Annotated in this window: 27 protein-coding genes; 5 read left to right on the top strand and 22 right to left on the bottom strand. The window is 43.5% G+C overall.

Annotated features, from left to right (window positions below; all coding sequences use genetic code 11):
• Positions 1–57 precede the first annotated feature (57 nt).
• Both ftsH and rlmE read right to left on the bottom strand, forming a co-directional pair.
• On the bottom strand, positions 58–2,001 hold the full coding sequence (gene ftsH, locus N746_RS0103350) for an ATP-dependent zinc metalloprotease FtsH (protein WP_029933950.1): 1,944 nt from the start codon (positions 1,999–2,001) through the stop codon (positions 58–60).
• 154 nt (positions 2,002–2,155) lie between these two features.
• Entirely contained in the window at positions 2,156–2,773 is a 618-nt protein-coding gene (gene rlmE, locus N746_RS0103345) for a 23S rRNA (uridine(2552)-2'-O)-methyltransferase RlmE (RefSeq protein WP_029933949.1), read from the bottom strand.
• Between the two features lie 85 nt (positions 2,774–2,858).
• On the opposite strand from rlmE, the gene yhbY reads away from it, so the two are divergent.
• Positions 2,859–3,167 (top strand): ribosome assembly RNA-binding protein YhbY, encoded by a 309-nt coding sequence (gene yhbY / locus N746_RS0103340; RefSeq protein WP_029933948.1) that lies wholly within the window; start codon positions 2,859–2,861, stop codon positions 3,165–3,167.
• Between the two features lie 32 nt (positions 3,168–3,199).
• Here yhbY and N746_RS0103335 read toward each other — a convergent pair whose 3' ends face one another.
• From N746_RS0103335 to leuC, 15 genes are all read right to left on the bottom strand, one after another.
• A complete protein-coding gene (locus N746_RS0103335) occupies positions 3,200–4,420 on the bottom strand; it encodes an O-succinylhomoserine sulfhydrylase (protein ID WP_051678489.1) in 1,221 nt (406 codons plus the stop codon).
• Positions 4,380–5,903 (bottom strand): amidophosphoribosyltransferase, encoded by a 1,524-nt coding sequence (gene purF, locus N746_RS0103330; protein WP_029933946.1) that lies wholly within the window; start codon positions 5,901–5,903, stop codon positions 4,380–4,382. Before purF ends, N746_RS0103335 begins: the two co-directional genes overlap by 41 nt.
• A gap of 93 nt (positions 5,904–5,996) precedes the next feature.
• Positions 5,997–6,680, bottom strand: coding sequence for an SPOR domain-containing protein (locus N746_RS0103325; protein ID WP_029933945.1), 684 nt, complete (start codon positions 6,678–6,680; stop codon positions 5,997–5,999).
• Positions 6,668–7,948, bottom strand: coding sequence for a bifunctional tetrahydrofolate synthase/dihydrofolate synthase (gene folC / locus N746_RS0103320; RefSeq protein ID WP_029933944.1), 1,281 nt, complete (start codon positions 7,946–7,948; stop codon positions 6,668–6,670). Before folC ends, N746_RS0103325 begins: the two co-directional genes overlap by 13 nt.
• Positions 7,949–7,957: 9 nt before the next feature.
• Positions 7,958–8,809, bottom strand: a complete 852-nt coding sequence (gene accD / locus N746_RS0103315; RefSeq protein WP_029933943.1) for an acetyl-CoA carboxylase, carboxyltransferase subunit beta — start codon at positions 8,807–8,809, stop codon at positions 7,958–7,960.
• The gene (gene trpA / locus N746_RS0103310; protein WP_156018266.1) at positions 8,806–9,642 is read right to left on the bottom strand and encodes a tryptophan synthase subunit alpha; all 837 of its coding nucleotides are present in this window, start codon (positions 9,640–9,642) and stop codon (positions 8,806–8,808) included. The genes accD and trpA overlap by 4 nt, the downstream gene beginning before the upstream one ends.
• Position 9,643: 1 nt before the next feature.
• The gene (gene trpB, locus N746_RS0103305; protein ID WP_029933941.1) at positions 9,644–10,849 is read right to left on the bottom strand and encodes a tryptophan synthase subunit beta; all 1,206 of its coding nucleotides are present in this window, start codon (positions 10,847–10,849) and stop codon (positions 9,644–9,646) included.
• A gap of 25 nt (positions 10,850–10,874) precedes the next feature.
• Complete coding sequence (locus tag N746_RS0103300; RefSeq protein ID WP_029933940.1) at positions 10,875–11,498, bottom strand: phosphoribosylanthranilate isomerase; 624 nt, start codon at positions 11,496–11,498, stop codon at positions 10,875–10,877.
• Positions 11,489–12,271: a tRNA pseudouridine(38-40) synthase TruA gene (gene truA, locus N746_RS0103295; RefSeq protein ID WP_029933939.1), complete on the bottom strand. Its 783-nt coding sequence runs from the start codon at positions 12,269–12,271 to the stop codon at positions 11,489–11,491. Before truA ends, N746_RS0103300 begins: the two co-directional genes overlap by 10 nt.
• Before the next feature lie 8 nt (positions 12,272–12,279).
• Entirely contained in the window at positions 12,280–13,299 is a 1,020-nt protein-coding gene (locus tag N746_RS0103290; protein WP_029933938.1) for an aspartate-semialdehyde dehydrogenase, read from the bottom strand.
• A 35-nt stretch (positions 13,300–13,334) separates the two neighbouring features.
• Positions 13,335–13,811: a bactofilin family protein gene (locus N746_RS0103285; protein ID WP_081835971.1), complete on the bottom strand. Its 477-nt coding sequence runs from the start codon at positions 13,809–13,811 to the stop codon at positions 13,335–13,337.
• Positions 13,733–14,689, bottom strand: a complete 957-nt coding sequence (locus N746_RS0103280) for a M23 family metallopeptidase (RefSeq protein WP_029933936.1) — start codon at positions 14,687–14,689, stop codon at positions 13,733–13,735. The genes N746_RS0103285 and N746_RS0103280 overlap by 79 nt, the downstream gene beginning before the upstream one ends.
• A gap of 3 nt (positions 14,690–14,692) precedes the next feature.
• Positions 14,693–15,769: a 3-isopropylmalate dehydrogenase gene (leuB, locus tag N746_RS0103275; RefSeq protein ID WP_029933935.1), complete on the bottom strand. Its 1,077-nt coding sequence runs from the start codon at positions 15,767–15,769 to the stop codon at positions 14,693–14,695.
• A 25-nt stretch (positions 15,770–15,794) separates the two neighbouring features.
• Positions 15,795–16,439 (bottom strand): 3-isopropylmalate dehydratase small subunit, encoded by a 645-nt coding sequence (gene leuD / locus N746_RS0103270; protein ID WP_211245119.1) that lies wholly within the window; start codon positions 16,437–16,439, stop codon positions 15,795–15,797.
• Complete coding sequence (gene leuC / locus N746_RS0103265; protein ID WP_029933933.1) at positions 16,436–17,863, bottom strand: 3-isopropylmalate dehydratase large subunit; 1,428 nt, start codon at positions 17,861–17,863, stop codon at positions 16,436–16,438. Before leuC ends, leuD begins: the two co-directional genes overlap by 4 nt.
• Before the next feature lie 146 nt (positions 17,864–18,009).
• Here leuC and queE point away from each other — a divergent pair, with 146 nt between their 5' ends.
• On the top strand, positions 18,010–18,645 hold the full coding sequence (gene queE / locus N746_RS0103260; RefSeq protein WP_029933932.1) for a 7-carboxy-7-deazaguanine synthase: 636 nt from the start codon (positions 18,010–18,012) through the stop codon (positions 18,643–18,645).
• A 21-nt stretch (positions 18,646–18,666) separates the two neighbouring features.
• Entirely contained in the window at positions 18,667–19,275 is a 609-nt protein-coding gene (locus tag N746_RS0103255; RefSeq protein ID WP_029933931.1) for a class I SAM-dependent methyltransferase, read from the top strand.
• On the opposite strand, the gene N746_RS0103250 is transcribed toward N746_RS0103255, so the two are convergent.
• The 4 genes from N746_RS0103250 to N746_RS0103235 all read right to left on the bottom strand — a co-directional run bounded on the left by N746_RS0103250 (position 19,267) and on the right by N746_RS0103235 (position 23,446).
• Positions 19,267–19,962 (bottom strand): OmpA/MotB family protein, encoded by a 696-nt coding sequence (locus N746_RS0103250; protein ID WP_029933930.1) that lies wholly within the window; start codon positions 19,960–19,962, stop codon positions 19,267–19,269. The two genes, N746_RS0103255 and N746_RS0103250, sit on opposite strands and share 9 nt — an antisense overlap.
• A gap of 27 nt (positions 19,963–19,989) precedes the next feature.
• A complete protein-coding gene (locus N746_RS0103245; RefSeq protein ID WP_029933929.1) occupies positions 19,990–20,832 on the bottom strand; it encodes a motility-associated protein in 843 nt (280 codons plus the stop codon).
• Positions 20,833–20,936: 104 nt separating this feature from the next.
• Positions 20,937–23,165, bottom strand: a complete 2,229-nt coding sequence (gene parC / locus N746_RS0103240; protein WP_029933928.1) for a DNA topoisomerase IV subunit A — start codon at positions 23,163–23,165, stop codon at positions 20,937–20,939.
• A gap of 2 nt (positions 23,166–23,167) precedes the next feature.
• Positions 23,168–23,446 (bottom strand): heavy-metal-associated domain-containing protein, encoded by a 279-nt coding sequence (locus tag N746_RS0103235; protein WP_029933927.1) that lies wholly within the window; start codon positions 23,444–23,446, stop codon positions 23,168–23,170.
• 39 nt (positions 23,447–23,485) lie between these two features.
• On the opposite strand from N746_RS0103235, the gene N746_RS0103230 reads away from it, so the two are divergent.
• Positions 23,486–23,845, top strand: coding sequence for a PilZ domain-containing protein (locus N746_RS0103230; RefSeq protein ID WP_029933926.1), 360 nt, complete (start codon positions 23,486–23,488; stop codon positions 23,843–23,845).
• 191 nt (positions 23,846–24,036) lie between these two features.
• Positions 24,037–24,618, top strand: coding sequence for a response regulator (locus tag N746_RS0103225; protein WP_029933925.1), 582 nt, complete (start codon positions 24,037–24,039; stop codon positions 24,616–24,618).
• 11 nt (positions 24,619–24,629) lie between these two features.
• Here the strand turns inward: N746_RS0103225 and N746_RS0103220 are convergent, their stop codons facing one another.
• Positions 24,630–25,628, bottom strand: coding sequence for an amidoligase family protein (locus N746_RS0103220; RefSeq protein WP_029933924.1), 999 nt, complete (start codon positions 25,626–25,628; stop codon positions 24,630–24,632).
• Positions 25,629–25,640 lie beyond the last annotated feature (12 nt).

The following is a 25,640-nucleotide window of genomic DNA, read 5'->3' as shown; positions in this document are numbered from 1 at the left end:
CTTAATGGGTTAGCTTAACCAGCATTAAAACAAGTAGGGCTCTAGCTAAACGCTAAATTAATGAAGCTTGGGCTCGGCTCCAGCCGGCTTTTCATCTTCTCCGGTCAGATCATCTGATACCATTTCCGGTGCACTAGCCTCTGGATCATTTGGCTTAACCGGTGCACTTGGCTCACCCCAATCTTTTGGTGCGCCGGGTTCACGACCTTCCATAATGTTTTTTATTTGCTCAGCATCAATTGTTTCGTATTGCATTAAAGCTTCCGCCATAATTTCAAGTTTATCTTTATGTGTGGTTAAGATATCTTGTGAACGCTTGTAATTATCATCAATTACACGACGCACTTCACTATCAATTAACTTCGCCGTTTCATCGGATACATGACTGGTACGCGAACTAGATCCTAAAAAGTTTTGCTCTTCTTCTTCATAGAGTAACGGTCCTAATTTATCAGACAAACCCCATTTTGTTACCATGCTACGCGCCAGCTTGGTAGCACGTTCAATATCATTACTCGCCCCTGTCGTCACTGCATCCGGACCGAAAGTCATTTCTTCGGCAATACGACCACCATATAAACTTGAAAGTTGGCTTTCGAGCTTACGTTTGCTGTAACTCCAAGAGTCCTCTTCTGGCAAATACATGGTTACACCTAATGCACGTCCACGTGGGATAATACTCACTTTATATACTGGATCATGCTCAGGTACTAAATAACCAATAATGGCGTGTCCCGCTTCATGATAAGCCGTTAGGCGTTTTTCAGCCTCGCTCATCACCATACTCTTACGTTCAACGCCCATCAGGATTTTATCCTTAGCGCGCTCAAAGTGGTTTTGAGTCACAGTTCTTTCGCCTAAACGCGCAGCAAACAAGGCCGCTTCATTAACCAAGTTGGCCAAATCGGCACCTGAAAAGCCAGGCGTACCACGCGCAATCAAGGCGGGTTTTACATCATCAGCTACAGGCACTTTACGCATATGTACTTTTAAAATTTGTTCACGCCCACGCACATCTGGCAAGCCAACGGTGACCTGACGGTCAAAACGACCAGGACGCAATAAGGCGGGATCCAAAACATCAGGACGGTTCGTGGCGGCAATCACAATCACGCCTTCGTTGCCTTCAAAACCATCCATTTCAACCAGCATTTGGTTTAGCGTTTGTTCGCGTTCGTCATTGCCGCCACCCATACCGGCTCCACGACTACGTCCCACTGCATCAATTTCATCTATAAAGATAATACAAGGAGCATGCGCCTTTGCTTGCTCAAACATATCACGGACACGTGACGCCCCGACACCGACAAACATTTCTACGAAGTCGGAACCTGAAATCGTAAAAAAAGGCACCTTAGCTTCGCCCGCAATCGCTTTAGCTAGCAATGTTTTACCTGTGCCAGGCGGACCCACCATCAAGACACCACGCGGAATTTGACCACCTAGATTTTGATATTTTTCAGGGTCACGTAAAAAATCGACCAGCTCAGAGACTTCTTCTTTAGCCTCATCCGCACCAGCGACATCATCAAAGTTAACCTTCACCTGATCTTCTGACAACATGCGCGCTTTGCTTTTACCAAACGACATAGGGCCACCTTTACCGCCCATGCCACCGCCCATTGAGCGCATAAAGAATATCCAAATCGCGATCAATAACAACATTGGGAACCACGAAATGAAAATCTGCATTAACAAACTTTGTTTTTGTGGTGGCTGAGAACTTACGGTTACACGATTTGCAAGTAAATCACCCATCAAGCCAGCATCACCCGGGTTATAAGTGGTAAAGGCTTCGCCTGACGAATACACGCCACGAATCGTCGAACCTTCAATATTGACGCTACTGACTCGGCCATCACGCACTTCATCAATAAACTGTGAGTAATCTAAACGGCTGGAGGACTGATAGTTTGATGACCCGAAGTGATTAAACACAGACATCAAAATTAAGGCTACCGCAGCCCAGATCAGTAGATTTTTTAGCATATCGTTTTTCATTTAGTTTTCCTTAAAAACCATGCTAAGCATAGTGTTTTAACAATGTCACATAGAGCAATCATACCATGCAGATAACACCCGAGCAAAAAGAAGAATAAGTTTTAATTATGACCTAATAAAAATAAAACGAACATTTATCAAGTTTAAAAACATGTCATTTCTTACCCATACCTAACACATAAATTTCTTTGCTGCGTGGTCTTGAAGCTTTAGGTTTTCGGCTAATCACTTTCATATAGTCAGCGCGCATGTTTTGCAAGAGCTGATCAAAACCTTCACCCTGAAAAACTTTCATAATAACCGTACCATTTTTTCTCAATACTTGACTCGCAAGCTCCAGAGTTAATTCAACCAGGTGCATTGCGCGAGGGATATCAACCGCCTTATTACCACTCATATTCGGCGCCATGTCTGACATAACGAGATCGACCTCACGATCACCCAGTGCATCCAATAAGTTTTGATAAACCTCATCTTCTCGAAAATCGCCTTGAATAAAGCTAACACCCGCATAAGGGTCGACCGGCAAGATATCCAATGCAAACACATGACCTGTCTCGCCAACTTGCTGCGCCGCCCATTGCGACCAACCGCCCGGTGCGGCACCTAGATCGACAACCACCAGGCCTGGTTTAAACAGTTTGTCTTTCTCATCCAACTCTTGCAGCTTATAAATGGCACGTGACCGCCAACCATCTTTTTGTGCTTGCAAGACATATGGGTCATCAAAGTGTTCTTGTAACCAGCGTGCGCTGGATTTGGATCTGGACATATTCGTTTGGTTCCCGCTGATTTAGTTCTCGGACGAAGTTGTTTTCATTTAAAATAGCTTTTTTAGCTTTTGAGTAGTCACCAACATGAAGACCGATTCAACCTTAACCGCAAATCAAAAAAAATACTTACGTGGCATTGCACATGGCCTAAACCCCGTTATCATCATTGGTTCGCAAGGTGTCACAGACAGTTTAATGGCTGAGTTAAACAAGTCGCTAGAGCATCATGAATTACTAAAGGTTAAAATGGCCGCGGGTGAGCGTGAAGATCGCAAAGCGATTATCGACTATGTAATCTCACACTCCAAAGCCAAGCTGGTGCAGACGGTAGGTAAAATGTTTGTTATTTATCGTGCTCGCGCCAAAAACCCTGAATTAGTGTTACCTAAATAATTTTTGTTAATTCTGTTATTAGCTCGAACGGATTAAATCAATTGATCTAATCCGCGTTGCAAGTCGGCTTGAATATCAGCCAAGTTCTCAAGACCAACCGACACTCTGACCAAGTTATCGGTAATACCTGTTGCTAAACGTTCTTCAGCCGCCACTCTGCAATGAGTGGTTGTGGCTGGATGCGTGATGCTGGTTTTAACATCGCCTAAATTGGCCGTAATAGACAGCATCTGGGTTGCATCAATTACTGACCAGGCCTGCTCTCGTCCACCTTTGATGCGAAAACTCACTAATGCACCACCAGCGGTTTGTTGTTGTTGAGCCAAAGCATATTGAGGATGCGACTCTAAGCCTGGATAAAATACTTTTTCTACTGCAGGATGTTCACTTAGCCAAAGTGCAAGCTTATGCGCACGCAAACAATGCGCTTCCATACGAACATGTAATGTTTCTAAGCCCTTGATGAAAACCCATGCGTTAAACGGACTCATACTCGGCCCTGCAGTTCTGATTACACCCCGAACTTCTTCACCCACCAGTTTCTCGGAACCGATGACCGCGCCGCCTAAGCATCGACCTTGCCCATCGATGAACTTGGTCGCAGAGTGAATGACGATATCCGCACCCAATTTCAAAGGTTGTTGCAAAATCGGCGTGCAGAAACAATTATCCACTATCAAAAGTGCATTATGCGATTTTGACAGCTCAGCCAAATAACCGATGTCCGCAATTTCGGTTAAAGGGTTAGAGGGGGTTTCTAAAAATAACGCCTTAGTATTAGACTGAATAGCCGAGCACCAGGCCTGGTGATCCGTTTGCGGTACAAACGAAACCTCAATACCAAATTTGGCAAGATATTTAGTAAACAAAACCTTGGTGGTACCAAATATACTGCTGGATGAAACGATATGGTCACCATGCGAAAGCAATCCCATAAAAGTAGCCAAGATTGCCGCCATACCAGAAGCCGTCGCAACACACGCCTCACCGCCTTCCATAGCAGCCAAACGTTTTTCAAATGTGCGAACAGTTGGATTGGTAAATCGCGAGTATACATTACCCGGCACTTCACCACTAAATCGGTCGGCTGCTTGCTGGGCACTCTCATATACAAAACTGGAGGTTGGAAAAATAGCCTCACTATTCTCTTGTTCATGAGTTCGTTCGTAGCCCGAACGTATGGCTAAAGTTTCTAACAAAAATTCGTCCAATTTAATGTCCTTGATTATGTAAACCAATGGTTTCTGGGGCATTGTTTTTTTGTTTCGCTTTGGCTCCATCGTTACGGGCATTGGCAATACTTTGCAAATACTCCTCGGTAATATCGCCAGTCACGTATTCGCCACTAAAGCAGGACGTATCAAAACAAGATATCTGCTGACTACCAACACCAACCGCTTCTACTAAATCGGTTAGATCTTGGTAAATGAGTTTGTCTGCACCAATAAATGCCGCCACTTCTTCTTCCGTTCGATTATTAGCAACCAACTCGTTCGCCGATGGCATATCAATACCATATACATAGGGGTACCTGACGGGTGGTGCGGCGGAAGCAAAATAAACTTTGTTCGCACCCGCTTCTCGTGCCATTTGCACAATTTCACCTGAGGTGGTACCACGCACAATCGAATCATCTACTAGTAATACATTTTTACCTTCAAACTCTAAACCAATCGCATTCAATTTTTGGCGCACTGATTTCTTACGTTGGGTTTGCCCCGGCATAATAAACGTGCGTCCTATATAACGGTTTTTTATAAAGCCTTCACGGTAAGGTAACCGCAGCTTCTCTGCAAGCTGTAATGCAGCCGTTCGACTCGTATCCGGAATCGGCATTACCACATCAATATCGTGATCGCCCCAAATACGTTGAATTTTTTCAGCCAACTTTTCACCCATACGTAAACGGGATTTATAAACTGAAATATCATCAATCATTGAATCTGGACGTGCAAAATAAACAAACTCAAAGATACAAGGTGAATACTGAGGGTTGTCGTGACACTGCTCAAAATAAATCTCACCGCTTTCCATGACAACAACCGCTTCGCCGGGGGCCAAGTCGCGATAATGTTTAAAACCCAAACCATCCAAAGCGACGCTTTCTGAGGCCACAATATAATCTGTTCCGCCTTTAGGGTTCGTACGTTTACCCACGATAACCGGTCGCAACGCAAACGGATCACGGAAAGCTACCATACCGACACCAGAGATTAAACCTATCGCCGCATAACCCCCTCGAACGCGATTATGGACACGTTTAATAGCACTAAAAATATCATGTTGATCGACAAACAACTTCTGCTGCTTCATCAACTCGTGAGCAAATACATTCAGTAATACTTCCGAGTCAGAGTTAGTATTGAGATGACGTTGGTCCTGCTGGTAAATTTCTTGGCTCAGCTGCTCAGCATTGGTTAAGTTACCGTTATGACCCATCACAATACCGTACGGCGAGTTCACATAAAACGGTTGAGCTTCAGAGCTGGAGGATGACCCAGCGGTTGGATAACGCACATGACCTATGCCAGTTGAACCATGCAGATCCCGCATGTGACGGGTATGGAACACATCTTTAACTAAGCCATTATCTTTGCGCTGGAAAAAGCGCCCATTATCATGAGTTACAATCCCCGCCGCATCCTGTCCACGATGCTGCAGAATAGTTAGCGCATCATATAGCTCTTGATTAACAGGTTCTCCACTCGCCGAGACAATTCCGACAATACCACACATGAACTTACTCACTTATCTTAGATTTAAATCAAAATTTCCAGCCACTATCGAAACAGTCAGCTGACTAAAAACGGTTTTAAAATATTTTACTCATTATCGGATTTGAACAATCACTGAATTAGTAACCAATTCCTTATCCAATACTGTTTTAGCTTCTTGGGCCTCTTCAAAGCTCGAAAATGGTCCGACGCGAACCGAGTAAATTTTTTGAGTTTTAGTAGAAAAGTCACCGATCGTAACTTTATAACGCATTTCTAACACACCCAATGTTCGATTAGCTGACTCAATTGAGCTATAAGAAGCCACACGCACCAACCAAGCTGGAGACTTGTCTTCTGAAGGTATTACTGGCTCTTTAATTTCGGCCGTCTCTTCTGTTGACATAGGTTGGTCTAGTTCAATAGAATCGTCCGGCTTCTTAGGCTCAGCTATTACACTCGTTTCGATTGATGGCGTTGTTTGTGCGGAATCTTTTGGCGTTATATCTGTTTGTTTTTGACTTGAAGCATTCGACTTAACTGGTTGGGGATCGGATTTTATATCAGAGCCTGTTTTGCTAGTTTCTGCAACATACTCTGAAGCTGGATCGCTGGACTGGCTAGGCGAACTTACAGGCATGACTTCTTCCGCAGGTATTGAATTATCTGACGTTGAGTATAGCCAAGGCTGTGCTTTTTCGTAGTCAACTGGATTGGCATACCAACTCGGCACCAATAATATCAACAACGCCAGCCAAATCACCGCGCCGGTTATTCTATATTTTGTTAACTCATCCATTCTGTCAACTCTGTCATTGCTTGTGAAACGGTAACAAAAGAACCATAGACCAAAACCCGTTTTTCTTTTGATTGACGTGCATAGATGACGGCATCAGCCATCGAATTAAAAGTCTGCTGATGGTCTGCTGCCACGCCAGCTAATCTTAACACCTCTTGAAGCCGAGCTAAAGGCGCAGAACGTTCAACGTGTAAATCAATCAGTAGCCACTGACTGGCAAAAGATTTTATTTGAGACGTCATCGCCTGAATATCTTTATCAGATAAGGCTGAAAAAATAACTAAATATTCAGTTTTATCCGACTCTGATGTTAGATGTGCGGCTAAAGCATCAACCGATTGTGGATTATGAGCCACATCAAACAACCAGGCCTGCTGGTCTACTTGAATAGTTTGTAAGCGGCCAGGATGCTGCACTTTTTTCAACCCCCCTTCAAAAGCCGCTTGATCCATTTTTAAACAGGCTTGATTCTTTAATAAAGCCACTACGCCCGCCGCGTTTTGCAGTTGAAATTGACCAGCTAAATTAGGTTCTGGCAAAGTTATTGATTGATGCTTGGTTTTGAAGTGCCAGTTTCCGTTGTTGGACTCAAAATCATAGTCCCGACCCAACAACTTTAAATCAACCTTTAGATTTTTTGCGTGTTCGAGCACCGTTTTAGGGGGGGTTGGATCCGAACATACCGACAATCCATTCGGTCGCATAACACCTGCTTTCTCGAAACCGATTTTGTCACGATCCGATCCCAACCACTCAATATGATCCACATCAATGGCGGTTAATAAACAAGCCTGGGCATCGACAATATTAACGGCATCTAAACGACCACCCAATCCGACTTCAAGCACGACTACATCAATATCGGCCTGTTTAAAAATAAACAAAGAGGCTAAAGTAGCAAACTCAAAATATGTAAGTTTTATGCCCTGACGTGCTTTTTCAATTGCATCAAATGCCGCCACAATTGACTGATCGGTAACAGGTTGCGCGTTTAATTGAATGCGTTCATTAAAACGCAAAATATGCGGGGACGTATAACTGCCAACTTTATAACCTGCTGCCTTCAAGATAGCCACCAGCATCGCGACGCTAGAGCCCTTACCGTTGGTGCCTGCAACGGTAATCACAAAGGGAGCCGGCGTCAATACATCAAGCTGTTTAGCTACCTCTCGAACTCGATCCAACCCGAGTTCGATTTCTTGTGCATGCAATTTGAGCAACCAGTCTAACCAATCAGTCAAACTACTGCGAATGGTTGGTAGATTCAATTCAATCTCTTATTGATTCATTAACATCCGTGCCATAGATGCCAACTCTTTATTGAGTTGGTGGCGATGAATAATTCGGTCAATTGCACCATGCTCTAACAAGAACTCACTACGCTGAAAACCCTCGGGTAATTTTTCACGCACTGTTTGCTCAATAACACGTGGTCCCGCAAAACCAATCAATGCCTTTGGTTCAGCAACATTCAAGTCACCTAACATCGCAAAACTGGCCGATACGCCACCCATAGTTGGATCAGTCATAACAGAAATATAAGGCAAACCTTGGGCTCGTAAGCGACCTAAAGCCGCACTAGTTTTCGCCATCTGCATTAATGAGAACAACGCTTCTTGCATTCGCGCTCCACCACTGGCAGAAAAACATACAAGAGGACAACGACGAGCTAAAGCTTCATTTACAGCGCGAACAAATTTCTCGCCCACAACTGAACCCATTGACCCGCCCATATATTTAAACTCAAAGGCAGCAGCTACTATTTCTAGCCCATCAATAGTGCCGACCTGTGTGATCAAGGCGTCTTTCTCACCCGTCGCTTTTTGAGCCGCTGCAATACGATCTTTATATTTTTTCTGGTCTCGGAATTTAAGTGCGTCGACCGGGGAAACATCTGCCGAAATTTCAGTGATTTTGCTCCCTTCATCAAAAAAAGCGTTTAAACGCTTACGTGCACTCAAACGCATGTGATGGTCACACTTAGGGCACACTTCGTCATTTCGCTCAACTTCTGAACGATACAACACACTTTCACACTTTGGACATTTCATCCACAAGCCTTCCGGCACTGATTTTTTGCGATCTGTTACCTGCTTAATGCTGGGTAAAATTTTCTCAAACCAACTCACAATATCTCTCCCTTATCGGCTTGATCCAAAGCATGTCGAAACACGCGCATTTGTTTAGTCAAAGCCTGTTTAATTGCTGATAAACCTTCTTGCTGATGCTGCTCGATCAAGTTAACCAAAGCAGAACCTATAATGACCGCCTCACCAACTTGTGCCATTTGATAGGCGGATTCAGAATCCCGAATGCCAAAACCTATGCCGACGGGCAAATTAACCTGTTTTTTAAGCAGCTCCACCTGTGTTTTTACATTGCCTGCGTCTAATTTTCCGGTACCGGTTACACCTTTTAGCGAGACATAATAAACAAATCCACTGCCTTGCTCAGATACAGCTTTCAATCTAGATTCAGGCGTCGTTGGCGAAACTAAAAACACGCGTGCTAAATTATGTTTGGTTAATAATTCCGTATAACCCGCGGTTTCTTCAGGCGGCATGTCCACCGTTAATACACCATCTAAACCAGCTTGCTCCGCTTGTTGGGCAAAGTACTCAAAGCCCATCGCTTCAATCGGATTTAAATAACCCATCAATAAAACTGGGGTGTCATTGTCGGTTTCTCGAAACTGTTTAACAATCGACAAAACTTGTCTTAAACTCATGTTATGTTTTAGCGCACGCTCAACTGCTTTTTGGATAACAGGACCATCCGCCATCGGATCTGAAAACGGTACACCCAGTTCAATTAAGTCCGCACCTTCAGCCACCATTAATTTCATTAATTCAAGTGTAGCATTAGGCTCTGGATCACCCGCTGTTATATACGGAATTAAGGCCGTTTTATTGTCCGTCTTTAATTGCGCTAAACGGGTGTTAATTCTATTTATATTAGTCATCTCAGAAATCAAACCCTTCAATCTTCGCTATGGTATTCATGTCTTTATCGCCGCGTCCTGATAGATTAATGATAATAGTCTGATCTCTACGCATCGTAGGGGCTAGCTTGGTAGCATAAGCTAATGCATGACTGGTTTCTAACGCTGGAATAATGCCTTCCATACGGGTTAAATCTCGCCAGCCTTGTAAAGCTTCATCATCGGTAACAGCGACAAACTCGGCACGCCCAATGTCTTTTAACCACGCCAGTTCCGGCCCAACACCTGGGTAATCTAATCCCGCTGAAATTGAATGCGTGCCCGAAATCTGGCCATTTTCATCCTGCATTAAATAGGTGCGATTACCATGTAATACCCCTGGTTTCCCTTTACACAAAGGAGCCGCATGTTGACCTGTCTCTAAACCATGCCCACCCGCTTCAACACCGTAAATCATTACTGACTCATCGGCTAAAAACGCATGGAACAAACCCATCGCATTCGACCCACCACCAACACAAGCGATCAGCGCATCAGGCAACTTACCTTCTTTTTGCAGAATTTGCTCGCGTGCCTCACGACCGATAATAGACTGAAAGTCACGCACCATCATTGGATAAGGATGCGGGCCGGCGACGGTTCCAATAATATAGAAAGTATTATCAACATTGGTGACCCAATCACGCATAGCCTCGTTCAAGGCATCTTTAAGTGTACGAGTACCCGATTCAACCGGCACAACCTTAGCGCCCAGCATTTTCATACGAGCAACATTTGGTGCCTGACGCACCACGTCATCCGCGCCCATATAAACCACGCATTCCAAACCTAGACGGGCTGCAACCGTTGCACTCGCCACACCATGCTGACCGGCGCCAGTTTCAGCAATAATTCGTGTTTTACCTAGCTGTTTTGCCAACAAGGCCTGACCAATCGTATTGTTTATTTTATGAGCACCCGTGTGGTTCAAATCTTCACGTTTTAAATAAATCTTGGCACCACCGAGACTATCACTCCAGCGTTTCGCATAATAAAGCGGGCTAGGGCGTCCTACATAATCCTGATAATCAACTTTTAACTGCTCTAAAAAATCAGGATCATTTTTAATTTTCTGGTATTGCAGTTTTAGCTCTTCTAAAGGCGCCATCAGAGTTTCAGGTGCAAACACACCACCGTATGGACCAAAGTGGCCCTTCTCGTCAGGAAATTGAGCGTAATCAATTGTCATTTAATCATCCATTTTCATCTAATTTTTACAGGGTAGCCTGAATAAAGTCGGTTATTTTTTGGGGGGATTTTATGCCTTTTTCTAACTCAACGCCACCACTTACATCCATGGCCCACACATTCGGAATAGCTAAAGCACGTTGAATATTTTCGAGCGTTAAACCGCCCGCTAAAACGATTGGTTTCATCGAAGATTTCGGAATCCATTGCCAATTAAACACTTCACCTGTCCCGCCAGGGACACCAGGCTTGTAAGTATCTAGCAATAAAGCTCGAGCATCCTTATATATCTCAGCAAGTTGCATTACATCAGTATCAGCCTGCATGGCTACCGCCTTAATATAAGGACGTGAAAATTGACGACAAAATTCGGCCGTCTCCTCGCCATGAAATTGCAGCAAATCAATCTTCACTTCATCTATTACTTGCTTAATCAGTACTGGATCAGCATCTACAAATAAAGCGGTTGTGGTTACAAAAGCGGGCAAATTTTTGATAATTAATTTGGCTTGTTCAATTGTCACAGCGCGTGGACTAGGTTCGTAAAAAACCAAGCCTATCGCATCCGCCCCTGCTTTTGCTGCGGCTACTGCATCTTCTGGGCGTGTAATACCGCATATTTTAACCCTGACGCGTTTTGCTACTGCCATAAAACCTCATTCAGCGAAGCCTGCGGGATCGAAAACTCGGGTGGATAGAATGCATTAATAAAGTACAAACCCGTAGCTGGTGCCGTTGCCGTTGCTTTGGTTCTGTCTTGCAATGCCAATAAATCAGCAACCCATTCAACTGGTGCTTCAGCTCGTCCGATTTGCATTAAGGTTCCAGCAATATTTCGAACCATATGATGTAAAAAAGCATTCGCTTTTATATCGATAAACACAAAATCACCTCGACGTGTCACCTCAACAAACTGTATCTCTCGTCGGGCGTGACTGGCCTGGCATTCTGACGCTCTAAAGGATGAATAATCCTGCTCACCCAGTAGTGGTTGAGCCGCTACGTGCATAAGATCTTCACTTAAAGGCTTACGCTCCCAAGTGACTCGACCGCTTAATACCGCACTGCGAACCGGCCGATTAAAGATCACATATCGATACTGGCGAGCAAATGCACTAAAGCGAGCATGAAAATCTTTATCAACCGATTTCACCCAACTAATGCGAATATCATCTGGTAAATGGGTATTAGCACCTTCTAACCAAGCTCTAACAGGACGATCAACCGATGTTTCGAAGTGAACGACTTGTCCTATCGCATTCACACCTGTGTCGGTACGACCAGCACAAAAAACCTCAATCGGCTCAGCGGCAATACGACTTAAAGCCTGTTCGACAAAAAACTGAACGGAATCACAATGGCGTTGACGCTGCCAACCACAATAGTTTTGACCTAAGTATTCGACTCCCAACGCCCATTTCATTTTAACAATTACAGGTATTTTTCAATCAATACTTCAGCTATCTGTACGGTATTGGTTGCTGCACCTTTACGTACATTGTCAGCCACAACCCAAAGGTTCAGACCACGTTCGACTGTGATATCCTCACGAATACGACCCACATACACTGGGTTCGTATCGGCCGCATCGGATACAGCGGTTGGATAGCCACCATCTGCATGCTCATCTATAACCACCAGGCCTGGTGATTTTTGCAATAATTCACGAGCTTGTTGAGCCGTAATCTTCTGCTTTGTTTCGATATGTACGGCTTCACTATGCCCAAAGAAAACCGGAACACGTACCGCAGTAGGGTTGACTTTAATGGACTCGTCACCAAAGATTTTTTTCGTTTCCCAAACCATTTTCATTTCTTCTTTGGTATAACCGTTTTCCATAAATACATCAATTTGAGGAATACAGTTAAACGCAATTTGCTTTGGATAAACTTCAATTTCAACCGGTTTAAGATTCAGTATATTAGCGGTCTGTTTAGCCAGTTCTTCGATCGCTTCCTTACCTGTTCCAGATACCGCTTGATAAGTGGCGACATTGATACGTTCAATACCTACAGCATCATAAATCGGCTTTAGCGCTACCATCATTTGGATGGTTGAGCAGTTTGGGTTCGCAATAATTCCACGTTTTTTATAACCAGCAATCGCGTCTGGATTTACTTCAGGTACAACTAGGGGTATCTCATCGTCATAACGGAATTGAGAGGTATTGTCGACAACCACGCATCCAGCTTCTGCGGCTTTCGGTGCATAAATAGCAGACACACTTGCACCTGGTGAAAACAAACCTATTTGAGCTTTTGAGAAATCAAATTTTTCTAGGTCCAATACCTCAACCCACTCACCTTTGAATTCAATTTTTTTGCCTGCAGAGCGACTGCTTGCGAGCGGGTACAAGTTTCCAATAGGGAAATTACGCTCTTCTAGCACTTTTAAAATCGTTTCACCCACGGCACCCGTGGCCCCTACTACTGCGACATCAAACTTTCTCATAAGAAACTCAACCTATCCTTTGCTTTACGCTTTAGTTATGCTTTTTTCTCTTCTAAATCAGACTCTTCGTCATGATTAGAATCAGATTCTTGATCAAATTTAGGCTTTTCAATCTGAGCAGGTTTTTCATCTTCAACACCTACAATAATACCGCTTTCGCTTAGTTCGCGACTTTGACCAATAAACTTACCGCCAGTCTCAATAGTTAGCTCACCACTAATTAATTCACCTACTAACTTGCCGGTTTCTAAAATTTCTATACGCTCACAAGCCACTTTTCCTTCTAACTTTCCACTAAGGAAAATAGAACGTGCCTTGATTAAACCATTTAGGCTTCCGTTTTGCCCAATTGAAATATCGTAACTGGTTTCAACAATCCCATCGATATGACCATCAACATGCAAAGCACCTTGCAAATCAACGATTTCACCGTTTACTGAACATCCCTCAGCAATAATTGTTTTTCCACCTTCTCGACTTGGTTTCTGATCGCCTGACTTAAAGATCCCCATGGTATACCCTCTACTTTATCAAAAATACTATCGTAATCTTCCAAGCCCCACTGCACAAACGGAGCCGGATTTAATTTTCGTTGAACAAAATTTACTTCATAGTGCAAATGTGGGCCCGTTGACACCCCCGTCGAACCAATAGCGCCAATCAAATCACCCTTATTAATAAACTGACCTGTTTTCACATTTAAACTATTCAAGTGGCCATAAAAGGTTTTAAACCCATAAGCGTGACTCAAAATGATGAGATTTCCATAGCCACTACTTCGATGATAGCCTGAATACTCAACAACTGCATCTGCCGTCGCTAACACCGGTGCGCCACGTTCACCACGATAATCTATACCATAATGAAACTCACGTGTCCCTCTAACCGGATGAGTTCGCCAACCATAACCGCTTGTAACCCCTCTAAAAACACCAACCGGACGTCCATTTGGAATATGGTCCAACATAATCTGCTTTTCTAAAGTAGTTAACTGCGTTATTTTTACTCGCTCAATTATTGGTGAGTCCATTTCTGGCTGAACACCAATCAACTCCTCCAAGCCTTGCAAAGTTTGGTCTAAGAAGCCAACCTGCTTAATTTTTTCTTCTAGTTCATTAATTAACTGTGCTTTTTCTTCAACTAGATTTGAATATTCATTTTGACGTTCATCTAACGCTCTAAGAAATGACATTTCCGCTTGGCGTTTTAAGGTTTGAATTTCTTCAACCTCTTTATTCAACCACCAGATAGAGCCTGCACCACCTGTAACTACTAAGAAAAAAACAATCAATAAAACCCAGACAAACTTTTTAATAAACTGACTGAACGAGTAATGACGTGCACCATGTACATCCGTTATCGTAATTGTAAAATGTTGTCTAGATGACATCCGTTATCCTAAAGCCTTAACGACAGCAGACCCCATTTCAGAAGTCGATACTTTTTTCATGCCTTCTGAATAGATATCTCCTGTTCTTAATCCCTGATCGAGTACTTTACTAACAGCCTGCTCTATTTTAAGAGCCAAATCCTCACGCCCCAAACTGTAGCGTAACATCATGGCTGCAGACAAGATGGTAGCCAAAGGGTTGGCTAGGTTTTGACCTGCAATATCCGGTGCAGAGCCATGACTTGGCTCGTACATACCTTTATTATTTGCGTCTAATGACGCAGAAGGTAACATACCAATTGAACCGGTCAACATTGAGGCTTCATCCGATAAAATATCACCAAACATATTACCCGTTACAACCACGTCGAACTGTTTTGGATTCCGTACAAGCTGCATGGCGGCGTTATCTACATACATATGTGTCAACTCCACCTCTGGGTATTGCTTAGCTAAATCCGTCATTACCTCACGCCACAACTCTGTGACCTCAAGTACGTTAGCCTTATCTACTGAACATACTTTTTTATTGCGTTTCATCGCCGCTTGAAATGCCACATGACCGATGCGCACGATCTCTGATTCAGAATAAACATAGGTGTTATAGCCTTGACGTTCACCATTTTCTAACGTGCGGATGCCACGTGGCTGACCAAAGTAGATACCGCCTGTTAATTCTCGTACAATCAATATATCTAACCCGGATACTACTTCAGGCTTTAAGGTGGAGGCATCCGCTAACTGTGGATACAAAAACGCGGGGCGCAAATTAGCAAACAAACTTAATCCTGAACGCAATCCTAGCAAGCCCTTTTCTGGACGCACTGAGATATCAAGCGACTCCCACTTATAGCCACCTACAGCTCCAAGCAAAATGGCATCAACATCACGTGCCATTTGCATGGTTTCATCTGTTAGCGGGTGGCCGCTCGCATCATAAGCGGCGCCCCCAATCAAACCACTTACCATTTCAATATCTAAACCATGATTTGCTTTAAGTGCATCTAAAACCTTGACCGCTTCTGCTACGATTTCTGGACCAATACCATCACCTGGTAATAACAATACTTTTTTTGTCATCTAACCTTTCCCTAACAATCTTGATTTATGCGAACAACCATGGCGTAGCTTTACGCATTTTTTGTTCGTATGCTTTTATATCATCCGCATGCACTAAAGTTAAACCTATGTCATCCAGTCCATTTAACAGACAATGACGTCTAAATGCATCTACTTCAAAGACTATAACTTCCCCAGCCGGCGTATGAATTTGCTGTGTTTCTAAATCAACAGTTAATTCGTAACCTTCTTGAGACTCAACCGCTTTAAATAAAGCATCCACTTGTTTTTCAGATAATGGAATGGGCAAAATGCCATTTTTAAAGCAATTGTTGAAGAAAATATCGGCAAAGCTTGGCGCAATCACCACATCAAACCCGTAATCTTTTAAGGCCCAAGGCGCATGTTCACGACTAGAACCGCATCCAAAGTTTTCACGTGCCAACAAAACTTTAGCACCCTTATAGCGTGGCTGGTTCAACACAAAATCTGGATTTATCGGACGCTGAGAACAATCCTCTCCTGGCTGCCCTACGTCTAGATAGCGCCACTCATCAAACAAATTAGGGCCAAAACCTGTACGCTTAATTGACTTCAAAAACTGTTTCGGAATAATGGCATCCGTATCAACATTTGAACGATCAAGCGGCGCAACAATGGCAGTTAGCTTAGTAAACTGATTCATACTCATAAAGATCCCCCCATCATTTCGCGTACATCAACAAAATGACCGGCTACCGCAGCGGCCGCCGCCATTTGCGGACTTACCAAATGCGTACGTCCACCCGCTCCTTGGCGCCCTTCAAAATTACGATTTGACGTAGATGCGCAATGTTTTTGTGGAGGCAAACGGTCTGCATTCATCGCTAAACACATCGAGCACCCTGGATTGCGCCATTCAAAGCCAGCTTCAATAAAAATCTTATCCAAACCTTCTGCTTCAGCCTGATGCTTAACCCTACCAGAGCCTGGTACGACCAAAGCTTGCTCAACATTTGATGCGACTTTATGACCCTTTACAACACTTGCGGCCGCACGTAAGTCTTCTATACGTGAATTAGTACAGGAGCCGATAAACACATAATCAATTGCAATATCTTTAATCGCCATGCTGGGCTTTAAACCCATGTAGTCAAGTGCTCGTTTAATGCCGCCAGCCTTGACAGGATCAGACTCTTTAGCCGGATCGGGTACAATACCATTCACACCAACCACCATTTCGGGTGAGGTTCCCCAGCTTACCTGCGGCTCAATACTTGAACCGTCCAGCTCAATCACCTTATCAAATACAGCATCAGGATCTGACTTAAAATTCATCCAATAGGCGACAGCTGCATCCCAATGTTCATCTTTAGGAGCGAAAGGACGACCCTTAACATAGTTAATTGTATTTTCATCTACAGCCACCAAGCCTGCTCTCGCACCAGCTTCAATAGCCATATTACAGACGGTCATACGTCCTTCTATCGACATATCCCGAATAACCTGGCCACCAAACTCTATCGCACAACCATTACCGCCAGCTGTACCAATCTTACCAATAATAGCCAACACTACATCTTTTGGACCGACACCGGGTTTTAATTTACCATCAACCCTAATCAGCATATTTTTCATTTTCTTTTGAATCAAACACTGCGTTGCCAGTACATGCTCGACTTCAGACGTACCAATACCATGAGCCAAAGCACCTAATGCACCATGAGTTGAGGTATGAGAATCACCGCATACAACCGTCATACCAGGCAAAGTCGCACCAGACTCCGGACCGACAACGTGCACAATACCTTGACGGACATCACCCATACCATATTCCGTAATGCCAAACTCTTTGGTATTACTTCCTAAGGCCTGAACTTGGATGCGAGAAATAGGGTCTTTAATGCTGGATACACCACCCTCCAACTCGGTAGTTGGAACATTGTGGTCTGGCGTGGCCAAGTTCGCTGAAACTCGCCAAGGCTTGCGTTGAGCCAAACGAAGGCCTTCAAAAGCTTGAGGCGAGGTTACTTCATGCAATAACTGCCGATCAATGTATATCAGGGCGGTGCCGTCTTCTTCCTGACGAACCACATGGGCATCCCACAACTTATCGTAGAGCGTTTTTGCTGACATTAGTTTTTCCGTATCCATTAATACTTGAGCGGTACACATATTCCGAGCAAGCTAAAGTCTAAAAAATAGTTTTCGATTATAACATTTTGAAACTTTTACAACGTAGTAAAATATCACCAATTCGAACTAAACCTTGCGGAAACAACATGAGTTATCAGATCAAAGAAGTATTTTACTCCCTTCAAGGTGAAGGCGTGCACACTGGTCGACCGGCTATTTTCTGCCGATTTAGCCAGTGCAACCTATGGACTGGCCGCGAACAAGATCGCAATAATGCAATTTGTTCATTTTGTGACACCGATTTCGTTGGTACAGACGGTCAAAACGGAGGACGTTTTGAAGATGCGCAAGCCTTAACCCGGCACCTACTAAGCTTCTGGCCAACATCTAGCCCACAACACCCTTTTGTGGTCTTAACTGGAGGAGAACCATTGTTGCAAGTGGATCAAGCGCTGATTAATGAAATGCATCAGCACCAGGTAGAAATTGCCATTGAAACAAATGGAACCAAACTACCACCTGATGGCATAGACTGGATATGCGTCAGTCCAAAAGCGGGAGCACCCTGGATACTTACCGAAGGCGATGAGCTCAAACTGGTTTATCCACAAGTTGACTTATTGCCAAACAAAATTCCACTCACAGGGTTTAAACACTTTTATTTACAACCCATGGATGGCGACCAACAATCAAAAAACCTTCAATCTGCGATTAAGTTCTGCCTTCAACATCCAGAATGGAAACTTAGTTTACAGACTCATAAAATTATGAATATTGATTAAATAAGAGGGGTTGACAATTTTATGTGGAATCAAAAGTTTAATCGGCAAGATTATTTATACGGTACGGAACCAAATGATTTTTTACGCTCTGCAGCTGAGCAGCTTTCACCCAATAGTAAAGTGCTTTGCATCGCTGAAGGTGAAGGACGAAACGCCATCTTTTTAGCAAAACTTGGCCACCAAGTGACTGCAATGGATGCCTCCGAGGTGGGGTTAAACAAAGCTAAGCAACTCGCGAAAAAAAATGGGGTTAGCCTTAAAACACTTGTCGCTGACCTGGCAGATTTTGAAATGGGGGTATCAAGATGGGATGCAGTTATTGCGATTTTTTGCCATCTCCCACCCTCGTTAAGAAAGCTGGTAAACCAAAAAATAGTAACCGCACTCAAACCTAACGGTTTATTTATCGCCGAAGCCTATAGTAAAAAACAAATAGAACACGATACGGGTGGGCCAAAAGATTTAAATTTACTAATGGATTTAAACCAGGTTAAAAGTGAACTTACCGGACTAGATTGGCTTCTAGCCTCTGAGATCAAACGAGAAATCATAGAGGGCGCGGGCCACACAGGGCTAGGTGAAGCAATTCAGTTAATTGGCATCAAACCGAACACAAAACCATTAAGGTAGAAGGTTGCCGGTCTTATCAACCATAATAATAACTCGGCGATTCAATGAGCGCCCATAAGGCGTATCATTGGGTGCAACAGCATCATTATCCGCACGGCCTTCAATTGAGACCAACTCTCGATCTACCCCCATATAAATAAAGGTTCGACCTACCGTAGCTGCTCGTGAAGCTGATAACTCCCAGTTAGAAGGATATTGAAGTGTATTAATAGGCGCACTATCGGTATAACCGGTAATTCGAATCGCCTGACCACGCCCCGCCAAGGTTTCACCAAGCAACTCTAATTGCAGACGCGTTTTTTCGTTAATCGTGGCTCGCCCACTTTCAAAAAAACTATCCGATTTCAGCGTAATCTTTGTAAACTCAGGGGTGTCTTCAATTTCAATATCTTTCGGATCAACTTGATTCATTGCCCGCTGAATCTCAAGCGTGGTGGCTGGTGGCTTTAAATCTAATGGATTCAATTCGCTACCACGGATACTGGCATCTTGTTCCACTTCTTTCGAAGTCTTATCCCCCATCAATGACTGCACAAAATCATCACGATCCCCTGGATCAACGACCGACACCAACCACATTACCAAGAAAAACACCATTAACACCGTCATCAAGTCGGCTAATGCAATCTTCCAAGACCCACCATGAGCGCCACCATCATCGTGTCCGCCACCGCGACGACGAGACATATCAAACTCCCTGCTTTAAATTATTCATTAATTATTCCGAGGAACATCATATTCGGGCGGAATGCGCTGACGCGCAACCTCAACCGCAAGGTTAGGTGAAACCCCATTTGCATAAGCGGCAATAAAAGCCGCTGTCATTTCAAGCAGTGTACGATCCTGTCGATTCATCACCTCTAATGCGTGAGTAAAGGGCGCCACTAATGCAAATGCGAAGAATACGCCTGCTAATGTCCCGACTAAAGCCGCCCCAACAGACTGACCGATCAATGCCACATCCATCTCACCACCCAGTAGAGTCATAGTCAAAATAACGCCCATAATGGCGGCCACGATACCAAAACCTGGTAACCAATCGGCTACTTTTCCGGTCGCTTTTGGCAACTCCATCATGGAGTTATAAATACCATCAATCTGATCTAGTAAATGATCCTCAAAATGCTGGCTTTGCGGTGGGTTGAGCAGTAGATAACTAAAGTTATCTACAATAAATTTACGCAACTGCTTATGTTTCATTACCAAGGAATAATGACTAAATATCGGACTAACTCCGGGGTTTACGACATGCTTCTCCAATGCCAACATACCACTGGCACGCGCTGTTCTAGCCAACTCTTCAAGCAGGCCAATCGTTTCAGCGTATAAACGCTTATTGACCCGATCCCCTGCAAATACTCGCCCTGTACTCTTAATCGCATCAAACCAAATATACATAGGTGTAGATACCATGAAAGCACCCAAGGCCACACCTAAGATAATCACCAATTCAGAGGGATGCCAAATTGCAGCAAGATCGCCACCCATTAGCTTGAAGCCGCCGAGAAAGCTCAAAAATATAACTAAGATCCCGAGGGGTTTTGCAATAATACTCATATTTGACCATTCACCGAGTTAATTCACATCCAAGTCAACTTGGATTGCACGTTTTTATTTTGATTGCTTTTGCTGCCGATAAGCAAAGCAACTGCTATGCCAGACTATTGTGCGACACGAATCTCATTTACTTTTTTTAAGGTTCTTGGCAAGGCCACTCCACGTTTAGCTCGTTGCGATAACGCCTCTTCAATTGCGCTTGCGCTTAGCGTTTTAACATAATCTCCCGCAACAAAGTCTAGTTTACTGCCAGGCTCACAGGCGAACACAGCCATAACCTGCTCACCTTTGGCCAGCTGTATCAACTTATTACCCTTACCCTTAGCGAGCTCAGGTAACTCATCAGAGACAAACACTAAAAGTCTCGGCTCAGACGTTACCACAACAATCCAGTCACCCGACTTCACTGCACAAGGTGTCAATACTTCAGACTTAACTGGCAAACTTAAAATCGCTTTACCTGATTTGTTTTTAGATACTAAATTGTCTAAACTCGTTATAAACCCATAACCTGCCGATGAAGCTAGTACAACTTTCTGCTTTGGCTCACCCATCATCACTTGGGTTATACGGCCTCCGGCTGGTAAATTCAAACGACCACTTAACGGTTCGCCATGACTTCTAGCGGAAGGTAAACTATGTCCAGGCAGACTGTAACTACGACCCGTTGAATCAAAAAACACCACCATTTGCCGACTCTGGCCGAATGCCTGACCAGCAAAGCTATCTCCTGATTTATAGGCCAGCTGACGTCCATCCACATCATGTCCTTTTGCCGCTCTGACCCAACCATTATCCGACAACACAACAGTAATGGGTTCAGATGGCAACAAATCTTGTTCACTCATGGCACGAGCCGCGTCCACCTCCAATAAGGATGAACGACGATCATCACCATAAAGCTCTGCATCGGCCAGTAGCTCTTTTTTTACCTGAGTATTAAGGCGTGTTTCACTGGATAGGATACGTTCAAGTTTTTTACGTTCAGCCTCTAGCTCGGCTTGCTCACCACGGATTTTCATTTCTTCTAGACGTGCCAAATGACGTAACTTAAGTTCTAGAATCGCTTCGGCTTGAATATCACTTAAACCAAAACGCGCCATTAATACAGGTTTAGGCTTATCTTCTTCACGAATAATCGCAATGACTTCATCTATGTTTAAAAAGGCAATTAATAAACCATCTAAAATATGCAAACGATCCAGCACCTTATCCAATCGGTACTGTAGCCGGCGGCGCACAGTTTCTACTCTATAAGACAACCATTCAAGCAATAAACCACGCAAATTTTTAACTTGCGGACGACCATTTAAGCCAATCACATTTAAGTTCACACGATAACTACGTTCAAGATCGGTACTGGCAAATAAGTGCAGCATCGTGGCATGCACATCAATACGCTTAGAACGCAATTCAATAACCAAACGGGTCGGATTTTCATGATCTGACTCATCGCGTAAATCTACCACCATCGGCAATTTTTTCGCGCGCATTTGATTCGCAATCTGCTCTAATACCTTGGCACCGGATACTTGAAAAGGCAGCGCATGTACTACCACATTAACATCGTCTTCAACTTCATACGCAGCACGTTGACGTACCGAGCCATGACCGGTAGTGTAAAGTTGGGCCAATTCTTCTTTTGGTGTAATAATTAAAGCTTCATTCGGGTAATCCGGGCCTGGAACGAGTTCAAACAATTCCGCATCGGTTAGTTTTGGATTTGCAATTAGGGCAATACAACCAGCCACAATTTCACGTAAATTATGTGGCGGTATATCGGTAGCCATACCAACTGCAATCCCCGATGTGCCATTCAGCAATATATGAGGCACTCTAGCTGGTAAGACGAGCGGCTCACTCATCGTACCATCAAAATTAGGTACCCAATCAACGGTACCTTGTCCTACTTCATCTAGTAACAACTGAGCAAACTTAGACAGCCTTGATTCGGTGTAACGCATAGCCGCAAACGATTTGGGATCATCAATTGAACCCCAATTACCCTGTCCATCGACTAAGGTATAACGGAATGAAAAGTCCTGTGCCATCAGAACCATGGCTTCATAACAAGCGCTGTCACCATGTGGATGGAATTTACCCAGCACATCCCCCACAGTACGAGCTGATTTTTTATATTTCGATGTCGCCTTCAATCCTAGCTCAGACATCGCATAAATAATTCGTCGTTGAACCGGCTTTAAGCCATCACCAATATGAGGTAAGGCACGATCTAAAATTACGTACATCGCGTAATCAAGATAAGCCTTCTCTGTGAAGTGAGCTACGCTCTGCTGCTCCACTCCCTCGTAGTTGATGATTTGCTGAGACACACTTACTCCTTAGTCACTTTACCGATTGCACAACTAACAAATGATTTGGCTTTAGCCCCGACCGCACCCAAACCTTCCAATGATCCTGCTACTGGATAACCTATACTCTTAAGCTCTGATTTAACCTGATCAATTAATTCGTTTTTAGAAGAAAACGTAACTTGCCCCTGCTCAACGTCGACAGTGACATCCGTCACGCCATCCAAACCCGATAACTTAGATACAATAGAATGAGCACAACCGCCGCATTTTATATTGTCAACATTCAATCTATGTTGCATAGTAATCACCTATATCTAGTAAATTAAGAAACGAGCATTATGTCAAATAAAAGTTCAAACTCAAACACCGAGCTTCGTCATAATAAACGAATAACCACTCACAGACCAATTATCTTAAATCATCAAAACCTAAGTTTAGGTATAACGATGATTAATCTATCCCTGACTGGACTGGGCGCAACCAGCGCCATAAAAATAAACCCCGACGCCCCTGTAGAAGTAAAGTTTAGCTTGCCTTTTAATGATGAATTTATTGAATTAAAGCTCAATTCTTGGCTTGTTCACAGCACTCCTGTTCGAGGCCAGTTCTTGATTGGCTTGGCTTTTGATAAATTAAACTCACATCAACAACGCATCATTTCAAACTTCATTAACAGCCACCAAAAATCACAACTTTAAATTTTAAATGGCTAATAATTAACTAAACCAGGGTACTAGATTACTCAAAAAGCGCGAATTAATCATCTTAAAAACGGTTAAGACACTATAATGCACTCATAAACCTTAAAAATTCAAATTTTTGCCCACTTTTACAAAAAAGCAGATACAATACTTCATAAAGTAACAATTCGAACTATCCGAGACGATTCATGGCAAAAACTAATTCTAAGTACATCACAACCACCGAAGCTTGCGACTTGATTGGCGTATCCAAAACAGTCATCAAGCGCTTGGCAGATGAAGGTGTTCTGCAAATATGGAAAACACCGGGCGGTCATCGTCGTTTATTGCGTTCATCTGTAGATGAGTACATTATGCAAAATGGCCGTGAAAGAGCCAATGAAGACGATGGGGTATTAAAAGTATTAGTTGTAGATGATGATCGAATTTCACAAGAGTTGATTAAGTCAATGGCCCAAAGCTTGGACTTCCCAATGAAAGTTCTGACCGCTAATGATGGTTACGAAGGTCTCATTAATGCTGGACGCTACAAGCCAGAAATTATTTTTGCAGATCTCATTATGCCGCAAATGGACGGTTACAGTATGGTACATGCAATGCGTAACTTTGAAACTACCAAAGCCGCAACAATTATTGTAATGACGGGCGAAAAACCTAGTGAAATCGATCGTGAAAGGCTACCTAAAGACATCACAGTTATGCATAAACCAGTTCAGGCAGACATCCTAAAGCAGTTTTTAACTTACGAATACAACCTGAAACGCGGTTAACGCCTTTAAGGTTAGCGATCTTCTGCTAAAAATGTCACCACTAGCTCATCCCAGTTATTAACAAACCGTTCAATCGGATGAGCTAAAAATATTTGATAAGCTTCACACACCCTATCTAAACGAGCCGAGTCGAACACTAACTTCTCCACCTCTAACCAGTCATTCCAGGCCTGGTGAATCCCCCAGCTAGGCTGTCCTATCTCACTATCTGGTAATCGATAATGCAAGGTTGGACGTGATTTGATTAACACATCATCCGCGATAGCCAGCACTCGACTTTCATCAAGAAAGCGAAACAATGGCAGCATATCAAGTGCCCGATTTCGGGTTGGGTTATAGCTCAAATAATCATCAATTAATTGATCCTGATTCGGCCAATAATCTGGCGCAATAACTTTAAGCACATAAGCACGAGGAAATGGATCGACATAACTGGTGATCTTACGCGTAAGATTAATATCAGCACGCTTTTCAAGCCAATCATATAAGCACAAAAAAGCTTTCAAAAAACGCACAATCATCTGAGAATCTAAACTCGGCATCTCGGGGTTGAACTGCATGCCAAACGCATTGCGCCATCGGTCAGATGTGCCTTCCGCACCGGCTTTTGTTAATTGTTCAACCAACGACTCCACCTCAACTAGCCTATCCATCTCAATGGGCGGGCTCACCAGTTCTAATGGCACAATTTGTTCAGAAAGGGTTTTTAGAGTTTTCTCTAAACTAGCATCCAACTCGTCCATAAAAGAATCGCCAAGTCTCTCTTGACGCCCCCAGCGCTTTAACAAATCAAAATCCAGCTCTACCTTCCAGTCACCTGCCGCATCACCTTTTAAAAGGCGCTCGTAACGACCATCCGTTTTAACGGTTAGATTAAAATGCTTGGCTACAATCTGAGCCAACTCATCCACACCCAAGCCACTCATTTCAATTTCGACACCAATTCGGCGCTTATTGCCTTCAAAGTTATGAGTAAAGACAAGCGGTTTTAATGGACTCTTGGTTGACATATTAATTCCTAT

Origin of the sequence: Thiomicrospira pelophila DSM 1534, from assembly GCF_000711195.1 — a bacterium.
In the GTDB taxonomy this organism is placed as follows: Bacteria; Pseudomonadota; Gammaproteobacteria; order Thiomicrospirales; family Thiomicrospiraceae; genus Thiomicrospira; species Thiomicrospira pelophila.
Note: the sequence above shows the minus strand (reverse complement) of the source record. Positions and strands in the feature narration are given on the sequence as shown.

Coding starts and splice junctions, on each gene's coding strand:
- ftsH (WP_029933950.1), bottom strand. CDS start 2,001: ATGAAAAACGATATGCTAAAAAATCTACTGATCTGGGCTGCGGTAGCC.
- rlmE (WP_029933949.1), bottom strand. CDS start 2,773: ATGTCCAGATCCAAATCCAGCGCACGCTGGTTACAAGAACACTTTGAT.
- yhbY (WP_029933948.1), top strand. CDS start 2,859: ATGAAGACCGATTCAACCTTAACCGCAAATCAAAAAAAATACTTACGT.
- N746_RS0103335 (WP_051678489.1), bottom strand. CDS start 4,420: ATGCCCCAGAAACCATTGGTTTACATAATCAAGGACATTAAATTGGAC.
- purF (WP_029933946.1), bottom strand. CDS start 5,903: ATGTGTGGTATTGTCGGAATTGTCTCGGCGAGTGGAGAACCTGTTAAT.
- N746_RS0103325 (WP_029933945.1), bottom strand. CDS start 6,680: ATGGATGAGTTAACAAAATATAGAATAACCGGCGCGGTGATTTGGCTG.
- trpA (WP_156018266.1), bottom strand. CDS start 9,642: ATGACTAATATAAATAGAATTAACACCCGTTTAGCGCAATTAAAGACG.
- trpB (WP_029933941.1), bottom strand. CDS start 10,849: ATGACAATTGATTACGCTCAATTTCCTGACGAGAAGGGCCACTTTGGT.
- N746_RS0103300 (WP_029933940.1), bottom strand. CDS start 11,498: ATGGCAGTAGCAAAACGCGTCAGGGTTAAAATATGCGGTATTACACGC.
- truA (WP_029933939.1), bottom strand. CDS start 12,271: ATGAAATGGGCGTTGGGAGTCGAATACTTAGGTCAAAACTATTGTGGT.
- N746_RS0103290 (WP_029933938.1), bottom strand. CDS start 13,299: ATGAGAAAGTTTGATGTCGCAGTAGTAGGGGCCACGGGTGCCGTGGGT.
- N746_RS0103285 (WP_081835971.1), bottom strand. CDS start 13,811: ATGGGGATCTTTAAGTCAGGCGATCAGAAACCAAGTCGAGAAGGTGGA.
- N746_RS0103280 (WP_029933936.1), bottom strand. CDS start 14,689: ATGTCATCTAGACAACATTTTACAATTACGATAACGGATGTACATGGT.
- leuB (WP_029933935.1), bottom strand. CDS start 15,769: ATGACAAAAAAAGTATTGTTATTACCAGGTGATGGTATTGGTCCAGAA.
- leuD (WP_211245119.1), bottom strand. CDS start 16,439: ATGAGTATGAATCAGTTTACTAAGCTAACTGCCATTGTTGCGCCGCTT.
- leuC (WP_029933933.1), bottom strand. CDS start 17,863: ATGTCAGCAAAAACGCTCTACGATAAGTTGTGGGATGCCCATGTGGTT.
- queE (WP_029933932.1), top strand. CDS start 18,010: ATGAGTTATCAGATCAAAGAAGTATTTTACTCCCTTCAAGGTGAAGGC.
- N746_RS0103255 (WP_029933931.1), top strand. CDS start 18,667: ATGTGGAATCAAAAGTTTAATCGGCAAGATTATTTATACGGTACGGAA.
- N746_RS0103250 (WP_029933930.1), bottom strand. CDS start 19,962: ATGTCTCGTCGTCGCGGTGGCGGACACGATGATGGTGGCGCTCATGGT.
- N746_RS0103245 (WP_029933929.1), bottom strand. CDS start 20,832: ATGAGTATTATTGCAAAACCCCTCGGGATCTTAGTTATATTTTTGAGC.
- N746_RS0103235 (WP_029933927.1), bottom strand. CDS start 23,446: ATGCAACATAGATTGAATGTTGACAATATAAAATGCGGCGGTTGTGCT.
- N746_RS0103230 (WP_029933926.1), top strand. CDS start 23,486: ATGTCAAATAAAAGTTCAAACTCAAACACCGAGCTTCGTCATAATAAA.
- N746_RS0103225 (WP_029933925.1), top strand. CDS start 24,037: ATGGCAAAAACTAATTCTAAGTACATCACAACCACCGAAGCTTGCGAC.
- N746_RS0103220 (WP_029933924.1), bottom strand. CDS start 25,628: ATGTCAACCAAGAGTCCATTAAAACCGCTTGTCTTTACTCATAACTTT.